This window comes from Microbacterium deferens (assembly GCF_045517775.1).
Taxonomy (GTDB): domain Bacteria; phylum Actinomycetota; class Actinomycetes; order Actinomycetales; family Microbacteriaceae; genus Microbacterium.
Genome location: NZ_JBEUWT010000001.1, coordinates 410,085 through 424,460, shown reverse-complemented (window position 1 = coordinate 424,460; position 14,376 = coordinate 410,085). Strand labels below are relative to the sequence as shown.

The following is a 14,376-nucleotide window of genomic DNA, read 5'->3' as shown; positions in this document are numbered from 1 at the left end:
ATGTGCGCACCAGGGGGGGCGAGGGTGGATACCCGGCACGGCCGCTAGCATCCCGTCTATGGCATCCACCACCTGCGGACACTGCGGTCATCTCACACACATGACGATCATCACCGCGGACACCCAGGAGAAGGAGATCGTGTTCCGGGGCGCCCCGACGAGCGTGTGGATCTCCGACGCGGCCTACCGATGTGACGGGTGCAAGCGCCTGAGCGTCGCTGAAACCTGGACCAAGAGCCATCCGGGCCACAACGATCACCACATCGACGAGGCAATCGACGCGGCTGGGACCGTTCGATGGGAACCGAAGTCAGTAAACCGCGTCTCTTACGCCGACGTACCTCCCGAGACAGCATCGGCGGCCAGCGAGGCCCACGCATGCGCGAGCATCTCGGCACGGCGAGGGGCGATCATCCTCGCTCGGGCTGTCGTTGAGGCCGCAGCGAAAACGCAGAAGGCGCAGGGGTCGGATCTGTACAAGAAGCTCGACTGGCTCCGCGAGCAGCGACTCCTACTCCCCGGCATCGTCGATGCGGCGCACGAAGTCCGCCACTTCGGCAACGACATGGCACATGGTGACTTCGGCGATGAGGTGACGGCCGAGGATGTCGAGGAGATCCTCGGAATCATGGACGACGTCCTCGACGCCCTCTTCATCCAGCCCGCGCGAACTCTCCGTCGCGCCGAGGCGCGCGCGGCGAGGAAAACCGGAAGCTAGTCGGTAGTTGCCTGCTCGTCGGCGAACGCCGCGAGGCCCAGTTCCATCCGCGTGTCCTTGATGAACTGGGCAATCCGGGTAGCGGGGGGCCCGACGATGGAGATCGCCAACTCGTCGCTCAGAAGGTAGCTCGCAGCACGCGCGATAGTGCGCTCCGCGATGATGCGCGTGTACATCGCCGATCCCGACTCCCGTCGAATCCGACGAATCTCGGCCCTCGGGTTGGCCGTCGGATCGGCGAAAGCGATCAACATTCCGGCGAGATTGTTGACCTCCCGCTCGGCAGTGTCTTCGTCGATCGCGAACAGCTCGTCGTCGGTCATGCGCTCATCCTGGCACCAGGTACCGACGCTTGAGAGTTCATCGCGAGGCCGATCCGCTCGACAGTGTCACGGCGGAGGACTGACGAGACATCGTGATCCGGCCATCGATGATCCGGCCGAGACCGTCCCCGCCGATCCGAAGCTCACCGGTGATCGATGCGCCCTCGAGCGTCATCGCAGGCTGAGGCGAGGACACCTGACCGTACGCAGCGGGAGCAGCCCGACCGGCTCCGAACCGGCGGCCGACCTCGCTCCAGATATCCCAGGACCGCTGCCGGTACTTCGGGTCCATCGTGATGTAGGCCTCGTCGTGGCCAGCTTCCGCGAACTTGTGGATCCCGCCCGGGGTTGCCGGGTAGATACCCGACGCGAACCCGCCGGCGGCGAAGGCCTTGACCTTCCCCTTCTCGTAGAAGTTGCCCATCTCGTTGAAGCGGACTGTCGTTCCGGCGACCTGGTACGAGGTCTGCCCGAACATCTCCACGCCGACCCGGATCGACCGCTGCTGCTCGGTGAACCTGCGCAGACGCTCCTCCGCCGCGTCGACGCCGACCAGGCCCACCGCGGTCGGGATGTTCCCCGGGATGAGCCCGAGCGTGTCGGCGTACTCCTCGGCCGCCTGGCCCGTGATGCCGAACTGGCCGAGCATCTCGATCAGCCGCTGGCGCCCCTCCGCCAGCACCCGGGTCGCTTCCGCTTCACTACCGGTCCGGATCCCGGTGGCAGCGGCCAGATCCAGCGCGCCCTGCGCGAGGTCGTCGATGGCGGACTCGTTCGCGCGACCGGCTTCAGTGCTGCGGTCCAGCGTCGACCCGTTCTCCGAGACCGACGCCGACAGGTCATCGAGAGCCGCCTCGAATTCGCGCGACGCAGCTCGAACATCGAACTCGGCGGACCCGAACCCTCGGATGGTGTCAGCCAGCTCGTCGATGCTGCCCATGGTGTCGTTCGCCTGGCCAGCGAGCGACGCGAGCGCGCGTTCCTGGTCGGAGGTCGCCGACTCGGCAACACCGCTCGCATCCGCACCCTCGAGCTCAGCCGCCGCCAGATCGCTGTGTCGCTGGCCGGCGTCCTGCAGCTGAACGTTCATGTCCTTCACCGCGTTGATGCCGTTTCCGATCGTGAAGTTGAACCCGAGGGACGCGTCATGAGCGTCCCGCAGCTTCCCCATCACCGCTTCGTAGGCATCGCCGCCGGCGTACAGCGCGTCGGTAAGTTCCTTCTGGCTCACACCCGCCTGACGGGCGGCCTCGAACGCTCCCGTGTCGGCGAGCTTCTTCGCGATCATCTCGCGCGTGTTCCGGGTGACGGCTCCGGTCGTCGCATCGAGGGTGTCGGCGAACTCAGCCGCCGACGCGGCCATGCTGGCCTGCTTCGCCGCGAGCTCGCCCACCACGGCCATCAGCACACCGAGCGCGACCCCGACGCCGGCGCCCTGCAGCGCGATCCGCCCCATCGACAGACCCGACGCGGTGATGGCTGAGCGCATCTCCAGCCACTTCGGAACCGCGATGAGCGCGGCGCCGCCGGCGAGAGCCACGGCGGCCGCGGCGGCACCGATCAGGAGCGTCGCGGACTGCACCGGCTGCGGGAGGTCGTTGTACATCCCGACGAGACCGGTGAGCATCTGCACCATGTCGCGGAGCACGTCGTTCGCGGCCGACCCGGTCTGGATGAGCGCGGTATCGAACGCGCCGCTCAGCCCCTCCAGATCGCCGGCGAGGTTGTCGAGCCGGTCCCGGGCGGTCTGCGCCGCATACCCGCTGTCATCGACCGCCTGCGTCCACTGAGCCACTCCCTGCGCACCCGCCTGGTAGAGCGCCGTCGCCGCAGTGACCGTCTCGCGGCCGAAGATGACACCGAGCGACGCATCACGGGATGCGCCGTCCATGGTCTTGTACGCCCCGGAGAGCTGAGCTGCAGCGTTCTCCAGTCCGAGGAACTCGCCCTGCGAGTCGTACAGGGTGAGACCGAGCCGCTCGATCTCCTTCCGCGCGGTCGCGGATGGCGAGGTGAGAGAAGCGAGCACACCACGCAGCGAGGTACCGGCCTGCTCGCCGATGATGCCCTGCTGAGCGAACAACGCGAGCACACCCGTGGTTTCCTCGAGCGAGACGCCCATCGACGCCGCGACCGGGCCCACGAACTTCAGACCCTGGGCAAGGTCATCGACCGACCCCATTGCCTTCCCGGCGCCGGCCGCGAGGACGTCCGCGACGTGCGCCGCTTCATCGCCCTGGAGGCCAAACTGGTTCAGCGCGGTCGAGGTGATCTCCGCCGCGCGCGCCACGCCGAGCTGCCCGGCGGCCGCCAGATCGAGCGCGCCGGCAAGACCGCCCGAGAGGATGTCCTTCGTCGAGACGCCCGCCTTCGCGAGCTCCTCGATCGCACCAGCCGCCTCCGTCGCCGAGTAGACGGTCGAGGCGCCGGCGTCGAGCGCCGCATCGCGCAGGAGACCCATGTTGGTCGCTGATTCGTGCGTGGAGGCCTGCACGTTCGACATCGCCTGGTCGAAGTCCGCGAACTTCGAGATCGCCAGCCCCACGCCGGCGACCGCCGCTGCACCGAACCCCAGCGCGAGGCCGCCGAGAGCGGTGAACGCCTGCCGCTTCTGGTTGAGCTTCTCGATCTCCGAGCCAGCCGAGGCAGTCTTCTGAGCGACCGAGTCCATGCCGGACATGTAGCCCTGCGCGGCCAGGATCAGGCTGACTTTGACAGTCCTGTCAGTGATGGTTCCTTCTCACGATCTTCACGGGTTGGGCGGGTGGGTGGACTAGTCGTCGAGCGGCGCTGCGCCGCGCAGTGGAACAACCGGGCGAGGCGCCGGGCGAAGTCGGCTTTTCGACGACGGGATGTTCCTCCGCTGCGCCTGGACGCTCTGGCCTCCGACGGCAGGCTGAGCCGGCAGCTGGCTCGAGATCCGGTAGCCAGCCCTCAGCAGCGACCCGAGCTCGAGAAGCAGCGTGCGCTCCTGATCGAGAACTGTCTTGACCTTCGCTGCGGGCGCATCAGCCGCGTCGACAGCGACCGACATGCGCACGTACCGCGCCACGGCTCGCTCTACGCGCTGCTCTTCCCAGACGATCGCCTGCGGGAGCTTCCACAGCTCCGACCACAGCGAACGCTCCTTCGCCGTCGCCGGGCTGGACAGCGGCCACGCCGGCGCACGGCCCGAACGCTCCTTTGGCAACGTCCGGATCGTGCCTGCCTCGATGCGCGCAAGCTCACGCAGCGAGTTCGGATCGGGAGCCGGACCAGCACCAGACCGACGCATCAGACGCACCCCTCAGGAAAAATGCTTAACCCGCTGAACCGGGCAGCCACCTCCCCGGCGGTCCGGCCAAGTTGGGTGCCGAGGGGGGGACCCCCTGGGGTGCTGGCGCGCCGCTCGTCCGGCGTGCGAGCATTTGCGAATGCATCGCGCGGAGTTGCGCGAGCGGAACTGGGGGTTCGGTCATGGCAGCAGAGCGGAACATCTACGAGCGCGAGGACGGGACGTGGGGATGGCGCCTGAAGTCTGGTGGCAGCGTGATCGCGACAGATGGGAATCAGGGCTACGAGAGCGAGAGCTTCTGTCGCAAGATGGCCGACTCGATCATTGGCGGTGACTACGCGGACGCGAAGAAGACCATCACCCGTCGCAAGAAGTGAGGGGAAGGGGGCAGCGGTCGTCACTGCTGCCCCCTTGGGGATGGACCGTGGGTGCGTGTGAGGGCGAACGGATGACACCCGTGCGCGGTCCGCGGTCCGGTCTGTCACCGTGCTGCTCGCAGTGCGTGGAGGTGTGCGAGCTGCAGGGTGCGCCGGCGGAGGCCGACGGGCTTGGTCTCGGCCTGCGTGAGGAGGTCGTCGGCGGTGGTGTACGCCGTGCCCGTCCCCGCGGCGGTGCTGAGCTGCGCATGGATCTCTGCTGCGATGTACTCGTCGTCGAGCGGGGGCGTGAGCTGGGTGTTGCTCGCGCGGGTGAGGAACGTGTCGACGGCGGTGCCGTGCTGGGTGGGTGTGGGCATCTCAGGCTCCTGATGCGTAGTCGGGTGCGAACTTGCCGCGGTTGTCGTAGAGCGCTCGGCCAGCGGCGACAGACTTCTCTCCGCGCTTCGGCTGTGGCTGGTTGGCCCGCTGTTCTTCTCGCTGCTCAGGGGTCGGGTGCTTGATCGCGTAGAGGTCGCGCCCGTCCTGCACGCTCACTCGAAGCTCCCGCCGACGATGCGGCCACGGGCGTCCTGGAAGCTCGGTTGCGGCTCCGCGGGCGTCAGAACTCGGTCGTCGTAGTACGCGGTCTTCGCGTCCTGACGAGCCTTCAGGTGGGCGGCGCCGTTGATGAACGTCTCCGCGAGATCGTCGACGCGCATGAGCTCTTCGACGTCGGGTACCCACGCCTTGTCGCCATCCGAGATCCAGCGCAGATACCCGATCGCGTCGTCGGGGAACACTGCCGCGCCGTCGCGGTCGAACTGGGCGAACTGCGGGGTCTTCACCCAGTCGATGAACTCTTGCTCGCCGTTCTCGAGGCCGCGGGAACCGGTCCGGTAGGCGATGAGGCGGCTCTTGGTCCAGAACGCTTCGTAGTCGAATGCCTGCTTCAGGTGCCCGGACCGTCCGAGGACGTGGGATCGCCACTGGCGGCCATCCTCGGTCGACAGGCGGATCGTGATGCTCCGCTGCACACGCCGGATCTCCTCGTACCGTTCGGCCTGGTACTCGAGCTCCGCCCACGCGTCCTGCGCGGCGCCGCCCGCGCGGTGAGCAGATCGCGCATCGGTGACTCCGGTGAGCGCCGGCTTCTGGTCGCGGACGATGCGCATGACGTCCCGCAGTTGCTCGTCGAGGAACTCGAGCGCGGGGCGAGTGTCGTCCTCGCTGTACGTCGACTTGAAGACGCGAGCCAGTTCGACGTGACGGTTGAGCTCGACGTCGATCTTCTCCGCGGCCGCGCGCATTCTCTCCGAATCGACCGCTGCGAGGGCGGCCTGCAGGATCGCGTCGTAGTCGTCGGAGAACTGTACAAGGTGCTCGAAGTCCACGTTCACGGCTCGAGTCGACTGGTACGTCGCGACGTTGCGAGCCTTGAGCGCGTTCGAGCGGGTGTTCACACCCATGGGGTCCACGTAGTCGCGGATGCGGGTCAGCGCCTCGGTGTTGAGGTCTCCGACCGCTACTTCAGTGATCGTCATGCTCGTCTCCCTGCTCGTGCTGCCTTGAAGTGCTCGAGCTCCTCACGGCTGACCATCCATCGACCCGATGACCATTCCGCCGACAACCGCTTCTCACCGATCGCCAGCACTACCGCCCGGGTGGTGAGTCCCACACGGGACGCCACCTCGCTCGTCGACAGCCACTCTGGAGTCGCTTCCGGGGCTTCCGCCTCGACGCTTCCCCGATCGGCAGACGCCCACCGTTCACCAGCCGCACGCAGCGCCTCGAGCAAGGCATCGAGATCCGGGCGCCGGCCACGCACGCGATGACGGAAGTCATCGAGCCCACCGTTGTGCCACAAGATGCGCGCCATCTCGGGCGGCACCATTACGTCACCTCCCGGAGCGATGTACCCAGCCGGCGGCCGCGGCATCAGCAGGGTACCTCGCACTCGATCAGCTCGCCGTCCTCATTCACGCCGCTCCCCGACCCATCGGCACGAACTCGCCCGCATCGTTCTCGACCCACGACTCAGGCTGACCCGGCACCCGCGACGGCCACGAGACCTCACCGGTTCGCTGATCCACCCTCTCGTCGTGTTCTTGGCCTGTCTCTTGCCTGTCCTTGCCTTGCCTGTCCTTGCCTGTGTCGTCCCCGGGGACAGATCCCTGGGACTGTCCTTCGGGACGAGCCCGCTGACGCTGCTTCTTCTCACGCTCCCGCCGGCGAGCAGCCTCGAGCACCTCGAAGTCGTGTCGGCTGGTCTGATCGCGTTGGTAGTCGGCGATCACCCACGCATCGCTCCCGTCCTCGATCCAGAGCTCGGCTGACACGAGCGCTGGTATCGCTGCCGCAGCGAAGGTGGGGATCAGAGACAGGTCGGCGCGATCGATTCGCCCGTCGGTCCGGTTCGACACGCTCCATACCGTCGCCATGAACAGGCTCGACCGCTCGGAGTCAGCGAGCCGCAGGACTCTTCTGTCGATGAGGTAGCGCTCGGGAAGCCGGGCGTCAGCCATCTCGCCCCGGTCCCGTGCGCCCCACTGCCGTGAACGGGAGCCAGGTCGCGGGACGAGACAGGGTGCCCTCCGGAGATCGCCACCCGTTCGGGCGAACCCTCGGCCAGGCCAGCATGACCACCGTGCACGCCGAACACGGTGGCCTCACCGTTGCGAACCCACCCCCGCCGCCAGAGACACCCCAAGCGAACTGGGAAGCGCAGCGCGAACAGAGCCCAGCGGACTCCGCCAGCCGGCACACCCGATCCCAGGTCTGCGCCTGCGAGATCGATTCGGGCTTCGGGACGCTCACGGCTCGAGCACCTCGACGGGCGCGTAGGCCGAGAGCGAGCCGAGGAGGTCGTCGTACCACCGTTCGACAGCGGCGCACAGCGCCGGATGCACATACACCTTCGAACCCCTGGGCCTATCCTCTTCGACGACGATCAGCTTCGGGCCTCCGCGCGACTGAACGATTGCGGCGAGCGTCTCCGCTACTGCGTCCGTCGTGATGAGCTTGCTCTTACCTGTGCGGATAGAGCGAACGTCCGGCCACGCCTCGTGGCCAGCTGGAGCGTCTGCGATAGTGGTCATGAAATTGGTCCCTTCGGGGGTCTGGCCTTCGACGCCCTGGCCGGCGTCGGAGGCTCTCTTCATCTGCGCCGCGTAGACCGCGGATAGGTCCGCGACGAAACCGCGGGTTGGGGCGAGCGCGTCTGTCTCGAGCTTCGCGAGGTAGCTGGGCGAGATTCCGGCAGCCTCTGCCGCGGTCTCAACCGACATCCCCGCCAGAGCGCGGAGAGTGGCGAGGCTCGCGCCTACGCGTCTCATTTCGCTTCCGCAAAGAACGCGGCGAGGTCCTCGGCGGTGCTCACGCGACGCCCGCCAACGACGCGGGACTTCAGGGCGCCGCTCTGCCATAGCCACCGCACGGCGGCCTCGGTGCGTCGAAGCTCGGCAGCCACCTCGTGGCAGAAGTAGAACCGCGGGATCGCGGGGGCGGTCTGGGTCATCAGGGCTCCTTACCTTGTAACGCAAGTTGCGTTGGAAGGTAACCGTAGGTGCACCTGCGTTAGAAGTCAACTAGTCTCCTCAACGTGAGTGAAAGAGAAATCCGCGAGCGAGGTAATCCCGCAGGGCCGACGGCGCAGATCGTCGGCGAGAACGTGCGCAGAGTGCGGGGCGTTCTCGCCATCACTCAGGCGGACCTCTCAAACCGGCTAGCCATGATCGGCCGGCCGATCCCCGTAGCGAGCATCGGCCGGCTCGAGAGCGGCATCCGGAGAGTGGAGGTAGACGATCTGATGGCACTTGCGGGCGCTCTCGGCGTGTCGCCCATCGGTCTACTCATGCCCTACGCAGACGGCCCCGACGATCTCGTCGAGATGACCGGCCTTGGGGAACTCACCGCCGACGACGCGTGGGGCTGGATGCTCGCCGACCACGATCTCGCGAAGGGCTTCGAGGACGTGCCCGGTTCGATGTTCGCGCGCTCCTTCCCTCGTTGGGTGGAGGAGAGGCAGCCTCGTGGCAAGCGTCAAGCAGCGCCCTGATGGGATCTGGCGAGCGCGATATCGCGACGCCGACGGCAAGGAACACGCCCGCCACTTCAAGCTGAAGCGCGACGCGCAAGCGTGGCTCGACGAGGTGACCACGTCTGTCGTGACCGGGCAGTACGTCGACCCCGGCCGCGGGAAGATCCTGCTCGGCGCCTACTTCGACGAGTGGGCATCCCGGAAGGACTGGACGACATCCACGCACCGCCAGATGCGGCTCGTCGTCGACGACAGCGGCATGCGCGAACGCCGTCTCGACTCGATCAAACGCGCCGACGTCGAAAAGTACATGCGCGCCATGGTCGACCGGAAGCTCGCGCCCCGGACGATCAAGACCCGCCTCATGCACCTCGGCGCCATCCTCAACGGCGCAACGGGCGACAAGCGCATCGCGGCCAACCCGGCCACGGGGGTGAAGGGCCCCGCTCTGTCCAGGAACCGCTCCACGGTCGCTGGGGCTGAACACGGGCATGGGCCGGTGTTCCCGTCAGGGAGAGACGTCGCCGCGCTGATGACAGCCGCACAAGGCTCCCCGTTCGCCATCGCCATCGCGATCGCCGCCTTCGCCGGGCTCCGACTCGGCGAGATCTGCGGGCTCACGCTTGCGGACATCGACATGACCGGGGGAGTGATCCGCGTCAGACGTCAGGTGCAGCGCAACGCATCGATGTCGAGGATGATCGAGATCCGCCCACCGAAGTACGGATCCGCTCGAGACGTCCTCATACCGCCCGAGCTCGTCGCCCGGATCCGCGAGCACGTCGCACAGCACGGCACCCACGGCGACGCCGGCTGGCTCCTGCCCGGCCGCATCCTCCCAACCGCGCTCGATGACGTCGCGTTCCCCATAGCTGCGGGCGGCATGGGACCGATGTGGCCGCGGGCGTTCGAGGCGGAGTGGACGAAGACCCGCGCCGCGGCCGGCGTCGACACGAAGTTCCACAATCTGCGCCACTACGCTGCCGGCGGGATGATCAGCGCCGGATGCGACGTCGTGACCGTTCAGAGGCAGCTCGGGCACAAGGACCCCAGCCTCACGCTGGACGTCTACGCGGCACAGTTCAGGGGGCCGGACGAGCGCGCGAAGACCGCGCTCTCGAAGCTGATGGCTGACACTTTCGCGGACTCCCGGCGGACTCGGAAGGCGCCTGCCCAGTAGGGAGTAGGGCTCGCCGGGAGATGCTGGATATTCCCCCCATCTCCACTGCACCGCTGTCACCAGATGAAGGCCTTCGATCCCGTGGAAACACAAGGATCGGGGGCCTTCGTCGTTCCTGAGAGCCGTCGCGCTCCCGTTCAGGTCTCGCGCGTGCGGCCCGCTCGTGCCCGGGGAGGACGGACATGCGCGCGATGGGGCCGGCGGCTCGCCGTTAGATTTGTGACGGCGTGACCGCTGGGGTGGCGCAGGCCGGCGGCTCAGGCCCCGGCGATGCTCGGACGAGAGCGGGGCGCACGTGGGGTTCTCGCCGATCGGGCTGTTGGTTGCGATCTTGGTTTTCGCGCCCAGCCTCCTGCTGTTGTGGCTGCCGCCGCGGGATGGGTTGCCATCAGCTCGACTGCCGGTGCCTCTCACGGTCACGGAGCGTGCGGGGCAGGCGTTGTGTCTCACCGTTCCCGCAATCACCGAGGCGGGCCCTCCCCGATGGCTGTGGATGGTAGCGGTGAGCGCCGGCCTGATCGCGTACTACACGCTCTGGGCGCGGTACCTCGTGCAGGGGCGTCGAAGCGTGGCGTTGTATGGTCGCGTCTGGAAGGTGCCCGTTCCGATGGCGATCCTGCCTGTGGTCGTGTTCCTCGCCACAGGTGCGTGGTTGGGAAACCCCTGGATCAGTGCATCAGCGCTCGTGCTCGCGGCGGGCCATATCCCGGCCTCCCTCATCCTGGCCCGAGCGGTTGCGCCCTGAAGGGGTGCGCCAGCGCACTTGCGCGCCGTCGAGTTTGCGCGCCGTCGAGGTCAGGATTCAGCCGCCCGCGTTCGCGGGCAGGCCGGCCCGTGCGGCCTCGTCCACGGGCTGGTGCCAGTTCGCGACTTCGGCGAACAGGTTCGCCAGGCTCTCTCGTTGACGTTCGATCCCGTCCATGACCGCCTGGACGGCGTGTACGCCATCCGTGGTGGCCTCGAGCACGACGGCGCGACGGTCTTCGGGCACGGCGCCTCGGCGGCGCGACACGAACCCCTTCGCGCAGAGCTGGTCGACGATATAGGCCACGCCCGCCCGCGACACCCCGAGGGCGGGAGAGAGGTCGTTCGGCCGCACGCCGCCCTGCGACACGATCTGCACGAGCGCCGCCCGTTGGCGAGCGGCCAGCTGTCCCTCGGTCGCCGTACCGGGCATCGTGTTCACGAGCGCGACACCCGCCTCGCAGACGCGTCGGAGGAGATCGACCGCGTCGGCGGGTTCGCGGGGGAGCGGCGAGGTCGAGGCGGGTTGCAGCCCCTCGCTGATCTCGTGGGCGATGTCGGCGCTCGCTAGGAAGAAGCCGTCTAGAGAGGTGCGCAGAACGTCCGCTCGCCGCTCGCCGCGGTCGGTGAGGACGACCTCGACGGCGCGCTTGTCGGCCTCCGACGGTCGGGTCGTGACCAATTCGTCCGACCGTAAGCGGACGACCATGCGCGAGATAGCGCGTCGGTCCAGTCCGCTGCTGTCGGCGAGGCGCCGGGTGGTCACGGATCGTGCTCGCAAAAGCTCGGCGATCGCGAGGATGTCCTCGATCTCGGCCCACCTCGTGCCGAAGGCGTCGTCGAAGAGGTGGGTCAACTCGTCGCTGAATCTCCCCAACAGATCCATAGCCCGGTTCCGTGCGCTCGCATCCATGATCGTCCCCCTCCGTCTCATTGAAGCAGGCGAACTTTGGTGCAACCCGCGCGAGGAGTCAAGCCCGGAAAGTTTGCTCAGGATTGTCCTGATTTCTATTAGCCTCGGTTCACGACCACATGTCCGGCCATCCGGGTCGGCCGTCGATTGGATGGGAAGCACGCGGATGTCGAGAGAAGACCATGCCCGTGAGGGCGCACAGGCAGTAATTCCAGACGATGAGGTGCTCGATGTCGCCGTGGTCATGCCTCGAGGCTCGACCTTCGCCGGGGTGCTCGGCGCGGCAGCCGGAGTCGCCGGTGGTGGGAGCAACACCACGGCGTGGGGCGTGGCGGGCGGCATGATCGGCGAGAGGGTTAACGCCGCCTCGAAGGGCAGCTACCCCTCCCTCGTCTTGGCGCTTTCGCCGAAGCGCCTGTACGTCCTCGGTCGCACGAGCACCGGATTGGTCGGCGGCTGGAAGCATCTGCACCCCGTCGCCCACATCGAGCGCGAACACCTCGAGGTCACAAAGCATCGGCGAGGCACTGTTCTGGTCATCGGTCTGACCGACACGACGACGGGGACGACGCTCGAGGTCGAAGCGCAGAACATCGGGGGTCTCGGCTTGAAGGATCTGCTCGGCGAGGTCGAGGCCGACGGATCGACGGCCGTCGACGCGGATGGAGAGAAGTCATGATGGCCGGTCAGCGCCCCGGTGGCGTCGTCCTCATCGCCGTGCTGGCGTGGATCGGAGCGGCGGCGCAGATCATTTCCGGGATCCTCGTCTTGACGCGCGTTCTGAGCCCGAACGGCGTCGGCACGGAAGCGGCGTGGATCGCGATCGTGGTCGGACTGGTCGCCTTCGTCGTCACCTTCTTCCTCTTCAGCGGAAGCAACGTCGCGCGCATCCTGGTCACCATCTCGTTCGTCCTGTCGTTGCTCACGGCGATCTTCGCCCTGGCGGCGAACCCGGCGAACCTCGTCGCGCCGATCATTTCGGGTCTGGTCGCCCTTGTCGGCATCGCGCTGCTCTACACGAAGCGGGCGAACGAGTTCTTCCGGCACTGATCGTCACCGGCCGTCGCACCAGTGAGCACGCTCGTGCGACGGCCGACTCGCCTTCCACCGCACTCTCAGAGAGATTCGCATGACCCTCCACTCGACAGATCGATACCGAGTCCACCCCCGCGTGTGGATCGGGCTCGTCGTCTATCTCGTCTACGTCGCCGTCGTCTTCGGCGTCCAGCAGGCCACGGGGATTGCCTACACAGACCTCGGCGACAGCGGCAGCAACCTGTTCCTCGGCGCCGGGCTCTCGCTCATCGTCGGTGCGATCCTCCTCGCGATCACCACGACGCTGCTCGGGTGGTGGCGCCCGGCGCTTCGAGACCGGCATCGTGCGGCTCACAGGTGGCCGATCATCGCGCCGGTCATCATGGCGGTGGCCCTCGTCGCCAATCTCGCCTCGACGGACTGGGGCTCGTACGACGCCGCATTCTTCGCAGCATCCGTGGTTCTGCTGCTCGTCGGTTTCACGGAGGAGCTCACCACGCGGGGTCTGCTGCTCGTGGGTCTGCGCAGCCGACTCTCCGAGGCGTGGGTGTGGTTTCTCACGTCGGCCCTGTTCGGGCTCATGCACCTCGTCAACGCGTTCAGCGGTCAGGATTCCGTGTCGACGCTGCGGCAGGTCATCTTCGCCTTCGGAGCCGGCACGATCTTCTACATCCTCCGGCGCGTGACGGGCAGCCTGCTCTGGGCCATGGTTCTGCACGGCCTGTGGGACTTCTCGACGTTCGGCGTCGGGCGCGGCACCCCGGGGCCGCTGGCGGCCCTCAGCGGTGTGCTCGAGATCGCAGCCATCGTCATCGCCCTCGTCGCTGTCGCCTTCGTGATCCGCGGGGCGGACGAACGGATCCTCCGGGCGCCTACGCTCGGCACATGAGTCTTATCCGCACCCTCGCTCGCTGGCTGCTGGGGGCGGGTCTGGTCTTCGCCGGCGTCGGGCACCTCACCTTCGCTCGTCAGTCGTTCGTCGCGCAGGTGCCGTCATGGCTTCCGTTGCCCGTCGACCTCGTGGTCGTCGCGTCGGGTGTCGTGGAGATCGTGCTGGGTCTCGCGGTGGCGCTGCTGTCGCGGTGGCGCGTGCCGATCGGGTGGATCGTGGCGGCGTTCTTCGTCGCCGTCTTCCCCGGCAACATCGAGCAGTTCGTGCGCGGCACCGACGCGTTCGGGCTCGACACCGATCTCGCGCGCGGTATCCGGCTGGTCTTCCAGCCGCTGCTCGTCATCTGGGCGCTCTGGTCGACCGGGGCGTGGAAGGCGTGGCGAGATGGCCGGCGTGTCAGGGCGCAGCATCCGCCCCTTCGCCCCGGCGGCGAGACTCGGTAGCATCCGCTGCATGGGCATCGCATGGGAGAACGTGGGGATCGCCGTTCGCGACCTCGACGCGACGATCGCTTTCTTCACCGACCTCGGGCTCGCTGTCGTCGGCCGCGACACGGTGAGCGGTGAGTGGGCGGATACGGCTGTCGGGCTCGACGGCAACCACGTGCGCATCGCGATGCTGCAGACACCCGACGGCCTCGGACGCCTCGAGCTCTTCGAGTACATCCATCCCGAAGCGATCGAGACGGACCCCACCCTCCCGAATGAGATCGGCATGCACCGGGTCGCGTTCTCGGTGGACGACATCGACGAGTCGCTCGCCATCGCCGCGCAGCACGGCTGCTACCCACTGCGAGGCGTCGCCAACTATCAGGACGTCTACAAGCTCACGTATCTGCGGGGGCCGAGCGGCATAATCGTGATGCTCGCCCAGGATCTCACCAAGAGCTGACGTCGTCGCCG

General features: G+C 67.5%; 21 protein-coding genes. 10 read left to right on the top strand and 11 right to left on the bottom strand.

The features are described from left to right. The first annotated feature begins 58 nt into the window (after positions 1–58). The gene (locus ABTU82_RS02135) at positions 59–718 is read left to right on the top strand and encodes a DUF4145 domain-containing protein (protein ID WP_407171391.1); all 660 of its coding nucleotides are present in this window, start codon (positions 59–61) and stop codon (positions 716–718) included. Here the strand turns inward: ABTU82_RS02135 and ABTU82_RS02130 are convergent. The 3 genes from ABTU82_RS02130 to ABTU82_RS02120 all read right to left on the bottom strand — a co-directional run bounded on the left by ABTU82_RS02130 (position 715) and on the right by ABTU82_RS02120 (position 4,231). Beyond that, positions 715–1,041 carry a hypothetical protein gene (locus ABTU82_RS02130; RefSeq protein ID WP_407171389.1) on the bottom strand — a complete coding sequence of 109 codons (327 nt, stop codon included), beginning with the start codon at positions 1,039–1,041 and terminating at the stop codon, positions 715–717. The genes ABTU82_RS02135 and ABTU82_RS02130 overlap by 4 nt on opposite strands. 37 nt (positions 1,042–1,078) lie before the next feature. After that, a complete protein-coding gene (locus ABTU82_RS02125) occupies positions 1,079–3,712 on the bottom strand; it encodes a phage tail tape measure protein (RefSeq protein ID WP_407171388.1) in 2,634 nt (877 codons plus the stop codon). Positions 3,713–3,814: 102 nt separating this feature from the next. Continuing rightward, entirely contained in the window at positions 3,815–4,231 is a 417-nt protein-coding gene (locus ABTU82_RS02120; protein ID WP_407171386.1) for a hypothetical protein, read from the bottom strand. A gap of 266 nt (positions 4,232–4,497) precedes the next feature. On the opposite strand from ABTU82_RS02120, the gene ABTU82_RS02115 reads away from it, so the two are divergent. After that, a complete protein-coding gene (locus ABTU82_RS02115; RefSeq protein WP_407171384.1) occupies positions 4,498–4,692 on the top strand; it encodes a YegP family protein in 195 nt (64 codons plus the stop codon). A 104-nt stretch (positions 4,693–4,796) separates the two neighbouring features. Here the strand turns inward: ABTU82_RS02115 and ABTU82_RS02110 are convergent, their stop codons facing one another. The 7 genes from ABTU82_RS02110 to ABTU82_RS02080 form a co-directional block, all read right to left on the bottom strand. Continuing rightward, entirely contained in the window at positions 4,797–5,051 is a 255-nt protein-coding gene (locus ABTU82_RS02110; protein WP_407171382.1) for a hypothetical protein, read from the bottom strand. Between the two features lies 1 nt (position 5,052). Further along, the gene (locus ABTU82_RS02105) at positions 5,053–5,229 is read right to left on the bottom strand and encodes a hypothetical protein (protein ID WP_407171380.1); all 177 of its coding nucleotides are present in this window, start codon (positions 5,227–5,229) and stop codon (positions 5,053–5,055) included. Continuing rightward, the gene (locus ABTU82_RS02100; protein ID WP_407171379.1) at positions 5,226–6,215 is read right to left on the bottom strand and encodes a hypothetical protein; all 990 of its coding nucleotides are present in this window, start codon (positions 6,213–6,215) and stop codon (positions 5,226–5,228) included. The genes ABTU82_RS02105 and ABTU82_RS02100 overlap by 4 nt, the downstream gene beginning before the upstream one ends. Beyond that, positions 6,212–6,565 carry a hypothetical protein gene (locus ABTU82_RS02095; RefSeq protein ID WP_407171377.1) on the bottom strand — a complete coding sequence of 118 codons (354 nt, stop codon included), beginning with the start codon at positions 6,563–6,565 and terminating at the stop codon, positions 6,212–6,214. The genes ABTU82_RS02100 and ABTU82_RS02095 overlap by 4 nt, the downstream gene beginning before the upstream one ends. Positions 6,566–6,650: 85 nt before the next feature. Continuing rightward, on the bottom strand, positions 6,651–7,196 hold the full coding sequence (locus tag ABTU82_RS02090) for a hypothetical protein (protein ID WP_407171375.1): 546 nt from the start codon (positions 7,194–7,196) through the stop codon (positions 6,651–6,653). A 288-nt stretch (positions 7,197–7,484) separates the two neighbouring features. Further along, a complete protein-coding gene (locus ABTU82_RS02085) occupies positions 7,485–8,006 on the bottom strand; it encodes a helix-turn-helix domain-containing protein (protein WP_407171373.1) in 522 nt (173 codons plus the stop codon). Next, positions 8,003–8,188, bottom strand: a complete 186-nt coding sequence (locus ABTU82_RS02080; RefSeq protein WP_407171371.1) for a DNA-binding protein — start codon at positions 8,186–8,188, stop codon at positions 8,003–8,005. Before ABTU82_RS02080 ends, ABTU82_RS02085 begins: the two co-directional genes overlap by 4 nt. A gap of 291 nt (positions 8,189–8,479) precedes the next feature. Here ABTU82_RS02080 and ABTU82_RS02075 point away from each other — a divergent pair, with 291 nt between their 5' ends. From ABTU82_RS02075 to ABTU82_RS02065, 3 genes are all read left to right on the top strand, one after another. Then, complete coding sequence (locus tag ABTU82_RS02075) at positions 8,480–8,728, top strand: hypothetical protein (protein ID WP_407171369.1); 249 nt, start codon at positions 8,480–8,482, stop codon at positions 8,726–8,728. Next, positions 8,703–9,890 carry a tyrosine-type recombinase/integrase gene (locus ABTU82_RS02070; RefSeq protein WP_407171368.1) on the top strand — a complete coding sequence of 396 codons (1,188 nt, stop codon included), beginning with the start codon at positions 8,703–8,705 and terminating at the stop codon, positions 9,888–9,890. Before ABTU82_RS02075 ends, ABTU82_RS02070 begins: the two co-directional genes overlap by 26 nt. A 502-nt stretch (positions 9,891–10,392) precedes the next feature. Then, complete coding sequence (locus ABTU82_RS02065) at positions 10,393–10,635, top strand: hypothetical protein (RefSeq protein WP_407171366.1); 243 nt, start codon at positions 10,393–10,395, stop codon at positions 10,633–10,635. Positions 10,636–10,692: 57 nt separating this feature from the next. Here the strand turns inward: ABTU82_RS02065 and ABTU82_RS02060 are convergent, their stop codons facing one another. Continuing rightward, positions 10,693–11,520 carry a MarR family winged helix-turn-helix transcriptional regulator gene (locus ABTU82_RS02060; protein WP_407171365.1) on the bottom strand — a complete coding sequence of 276 codons (828 nt, stop codon included), beginning with the start codon at positions 11,518–11,520 and terminating at the stop codon, positions 10,693–10,695. A 193-nt stretch (positions 11,521–11,713) separates the two neighbouring features. On the opposite strand from ABTU82_RS02060, the gene ABTU82_RS02055 reads away from it, so the two are divergent. The 5 genes from ABTU82_RS02055 (at position 11,714) to ABTU82_RS02035 (ending at position 14,365) form a co-directional block, all read left to right on the top strand. Continuing rightward, on the top strand, positions 11,714–12,226 hold the full coding sequence (locus tag ABTU82_RS02055; RefSeq protein ID WP_407171363.1) for a hypothetical protein: 513 nt from the start codon (positions 11,714–11,716) through the stop codon (positions 12,224–12,226). After that, on the top strand, positions 12,226–12,597 hold the full coding sequence (locus ABTU82_RS02050; RefSeq protein WP_407171360.1) for a hypothetical protein: 372 nt from the start codon (positions 12,226–12,228) through the stop codon (positions 12,595–12,597). The genes ABTU82_RS02055 and ABTU82_RS02050 overlap by 1 nt, the downstream gene beginning before the upstream one ends. A gap of 79 nt (positions 12,598–12,676) precedes the next feature. Beyond that, positions 12,677–13,471 (top strand): CPBP family intramembrane glutamic endopeptidase, encoded by a 795-nt coding sequence (locus ABTU82_RS02045; RefSeq protein ID WP_116646294.1) that lies wholly within the window; start codon positions 12,677–12,679, stop codon positions 13,469–13,471. Beyond that, the gene (locus ABTU82_RS02040) at positions 13,468–13,917 is read left to right on the top strand and encodes a DoxX family protein (protein ID WP_116646295.1); all 450 of its coding nucleotides are present in this window, start codon (positions 13,468–13,470) and stop codon (positions 13,915–13,917) included. The genes ABTU82_RS02045 and ABTU82_RS02040 overlap by 4 nt, the downstream gene beginning before the upstream one ends. Positions 13,918–13,927: 10 nt before the next feature. Beyond that, on the top strand, positions 13,928–14,365 hold the full coding sequence (locus ABTU82_RS02035; protein WP_116646296.1) for a VOC family protein: 438 nt from the start codon (positions 13,928–13,930) through the stop codon (positions 14,363–14,365). Positions 14,366–14,376: the final 11 nt, after the last annotated feature.

Coding starts and splice junctions, on each gene's coding strand:
- ABTU82_RS02115 (WP_407171384.1), top strand. CDS start 4,498: ATGGCAGCAGAGCGGAACATCTACGAGCGCGAGGACGGGACGTGGGGA.
- ABTU82_RS02100 (WP_407171379.1), bottom strand. CDS start 6,215: ATGACGATCACTGAAGTAGCGGTCGGAGACCTCAACACCGAGGCGCTG.
- ABTU82_RS02090 (WP_407171375.1), bottom strand. CDS start 7,196: ATGGCTGACGCCCGGCTTCCCGAGCGCTACCTCATCGACAGAAGAGTC.
- ABTU82_RS02095 (WP_407171377.1), bottom strand. CDS start 6,565: ATGGTGCCGCCCGAGATGGCGCGCATCTTGTGGCACAACGGTGGGCTC.
- ABTU82_RS02060 (WP_407171365.1), bottom strand. CDS start 11,520: ATGGATCTGTTGGGGAGATTCAGCGACGAGTTGACCCACCTCTTCGAC.
- ABTU82_RS02075 (WP_407171369.1), top strand. CDS start 8,480: ATGGCACTTGCGGGCGCTCTCGGCGTGTCGCCCATCGGTCTACTCATG.
- ABTU82_RS02055 (WP_407171363.1), top strand. CDS start 11,714: ATGTCGAGAGAAGACCATGCCCGTGAGGGCGCACAGGCAGTAATTCCA.
- ABTU82_RS02080 (WP_407171371.1), bottom strand. CDS start 8,188: ATGACCCAGACCGCCCCCGCGATCCCGCGGTTCTACTTCTGCCACGAG.
- ABTU82_RS02050 (WP_407171360.1), top strand. CDS start 12,226: ATGGCCGGTCAGCGCCCCGGTGGCGTCGTCCTCATCGCCGTGCTGGCG.
- ABTU82_RS02130 (WP_407171389.1), bottom strand. CDS start 1,041: ATGACCGACGACGAGCTGTTCGCGATCGACGAAGACACTGCCGAGCGG.
- ABTU82_RS02125 (WP_407171388.1), bottom strand. CDS start 3,712: ATGGACTCGGTCGCTCAGAAGACTGCCTCGGCTGGCTCGGAGATCGAG.
- ABTU82_RS02085 (WP_407171373.1), bottom strand. CDS start 8,006: ATGAGACGCGTAGGCGCGAGCCTCGCCACTCTCCGCGCTCTGGCGGGG.
- ABTU82_RS02135 (WP_407171391.1), top strand. CDS start 59: ATGGCATCCACCACCTGCGGACACTGCGGTCATCTCACACACATGACG.
- ABTU82_RS02045 (WP_116646294.1), top strand. CDS start 12,677: ATGACCCTCCACTCGACAGATCGATACCGAGTCCACCCCCGCGTGTGG.
- ABTU82_RS02040 (WP_116646295.1), top strand. CDS start 13,468: ATGAGTCTTATCCGCACCCTCGCTCGCTGGCTGCTGGGGGCGGGTCTG.
- ABTU82_RS02035 (WP_116646296.1), top strand. CDS start 13,928: ATGGGCATCGCATGGGAGAACGTGGGGATCGCCGTTCGCGACCTCGAC.
- ABTU82_RS02110 (WP_407171382.1), bottom strand. CDS start 5,051: ATGCCCACACCCACCCAGCACGGCACCGCCGTCGACACGTTCCTCACC.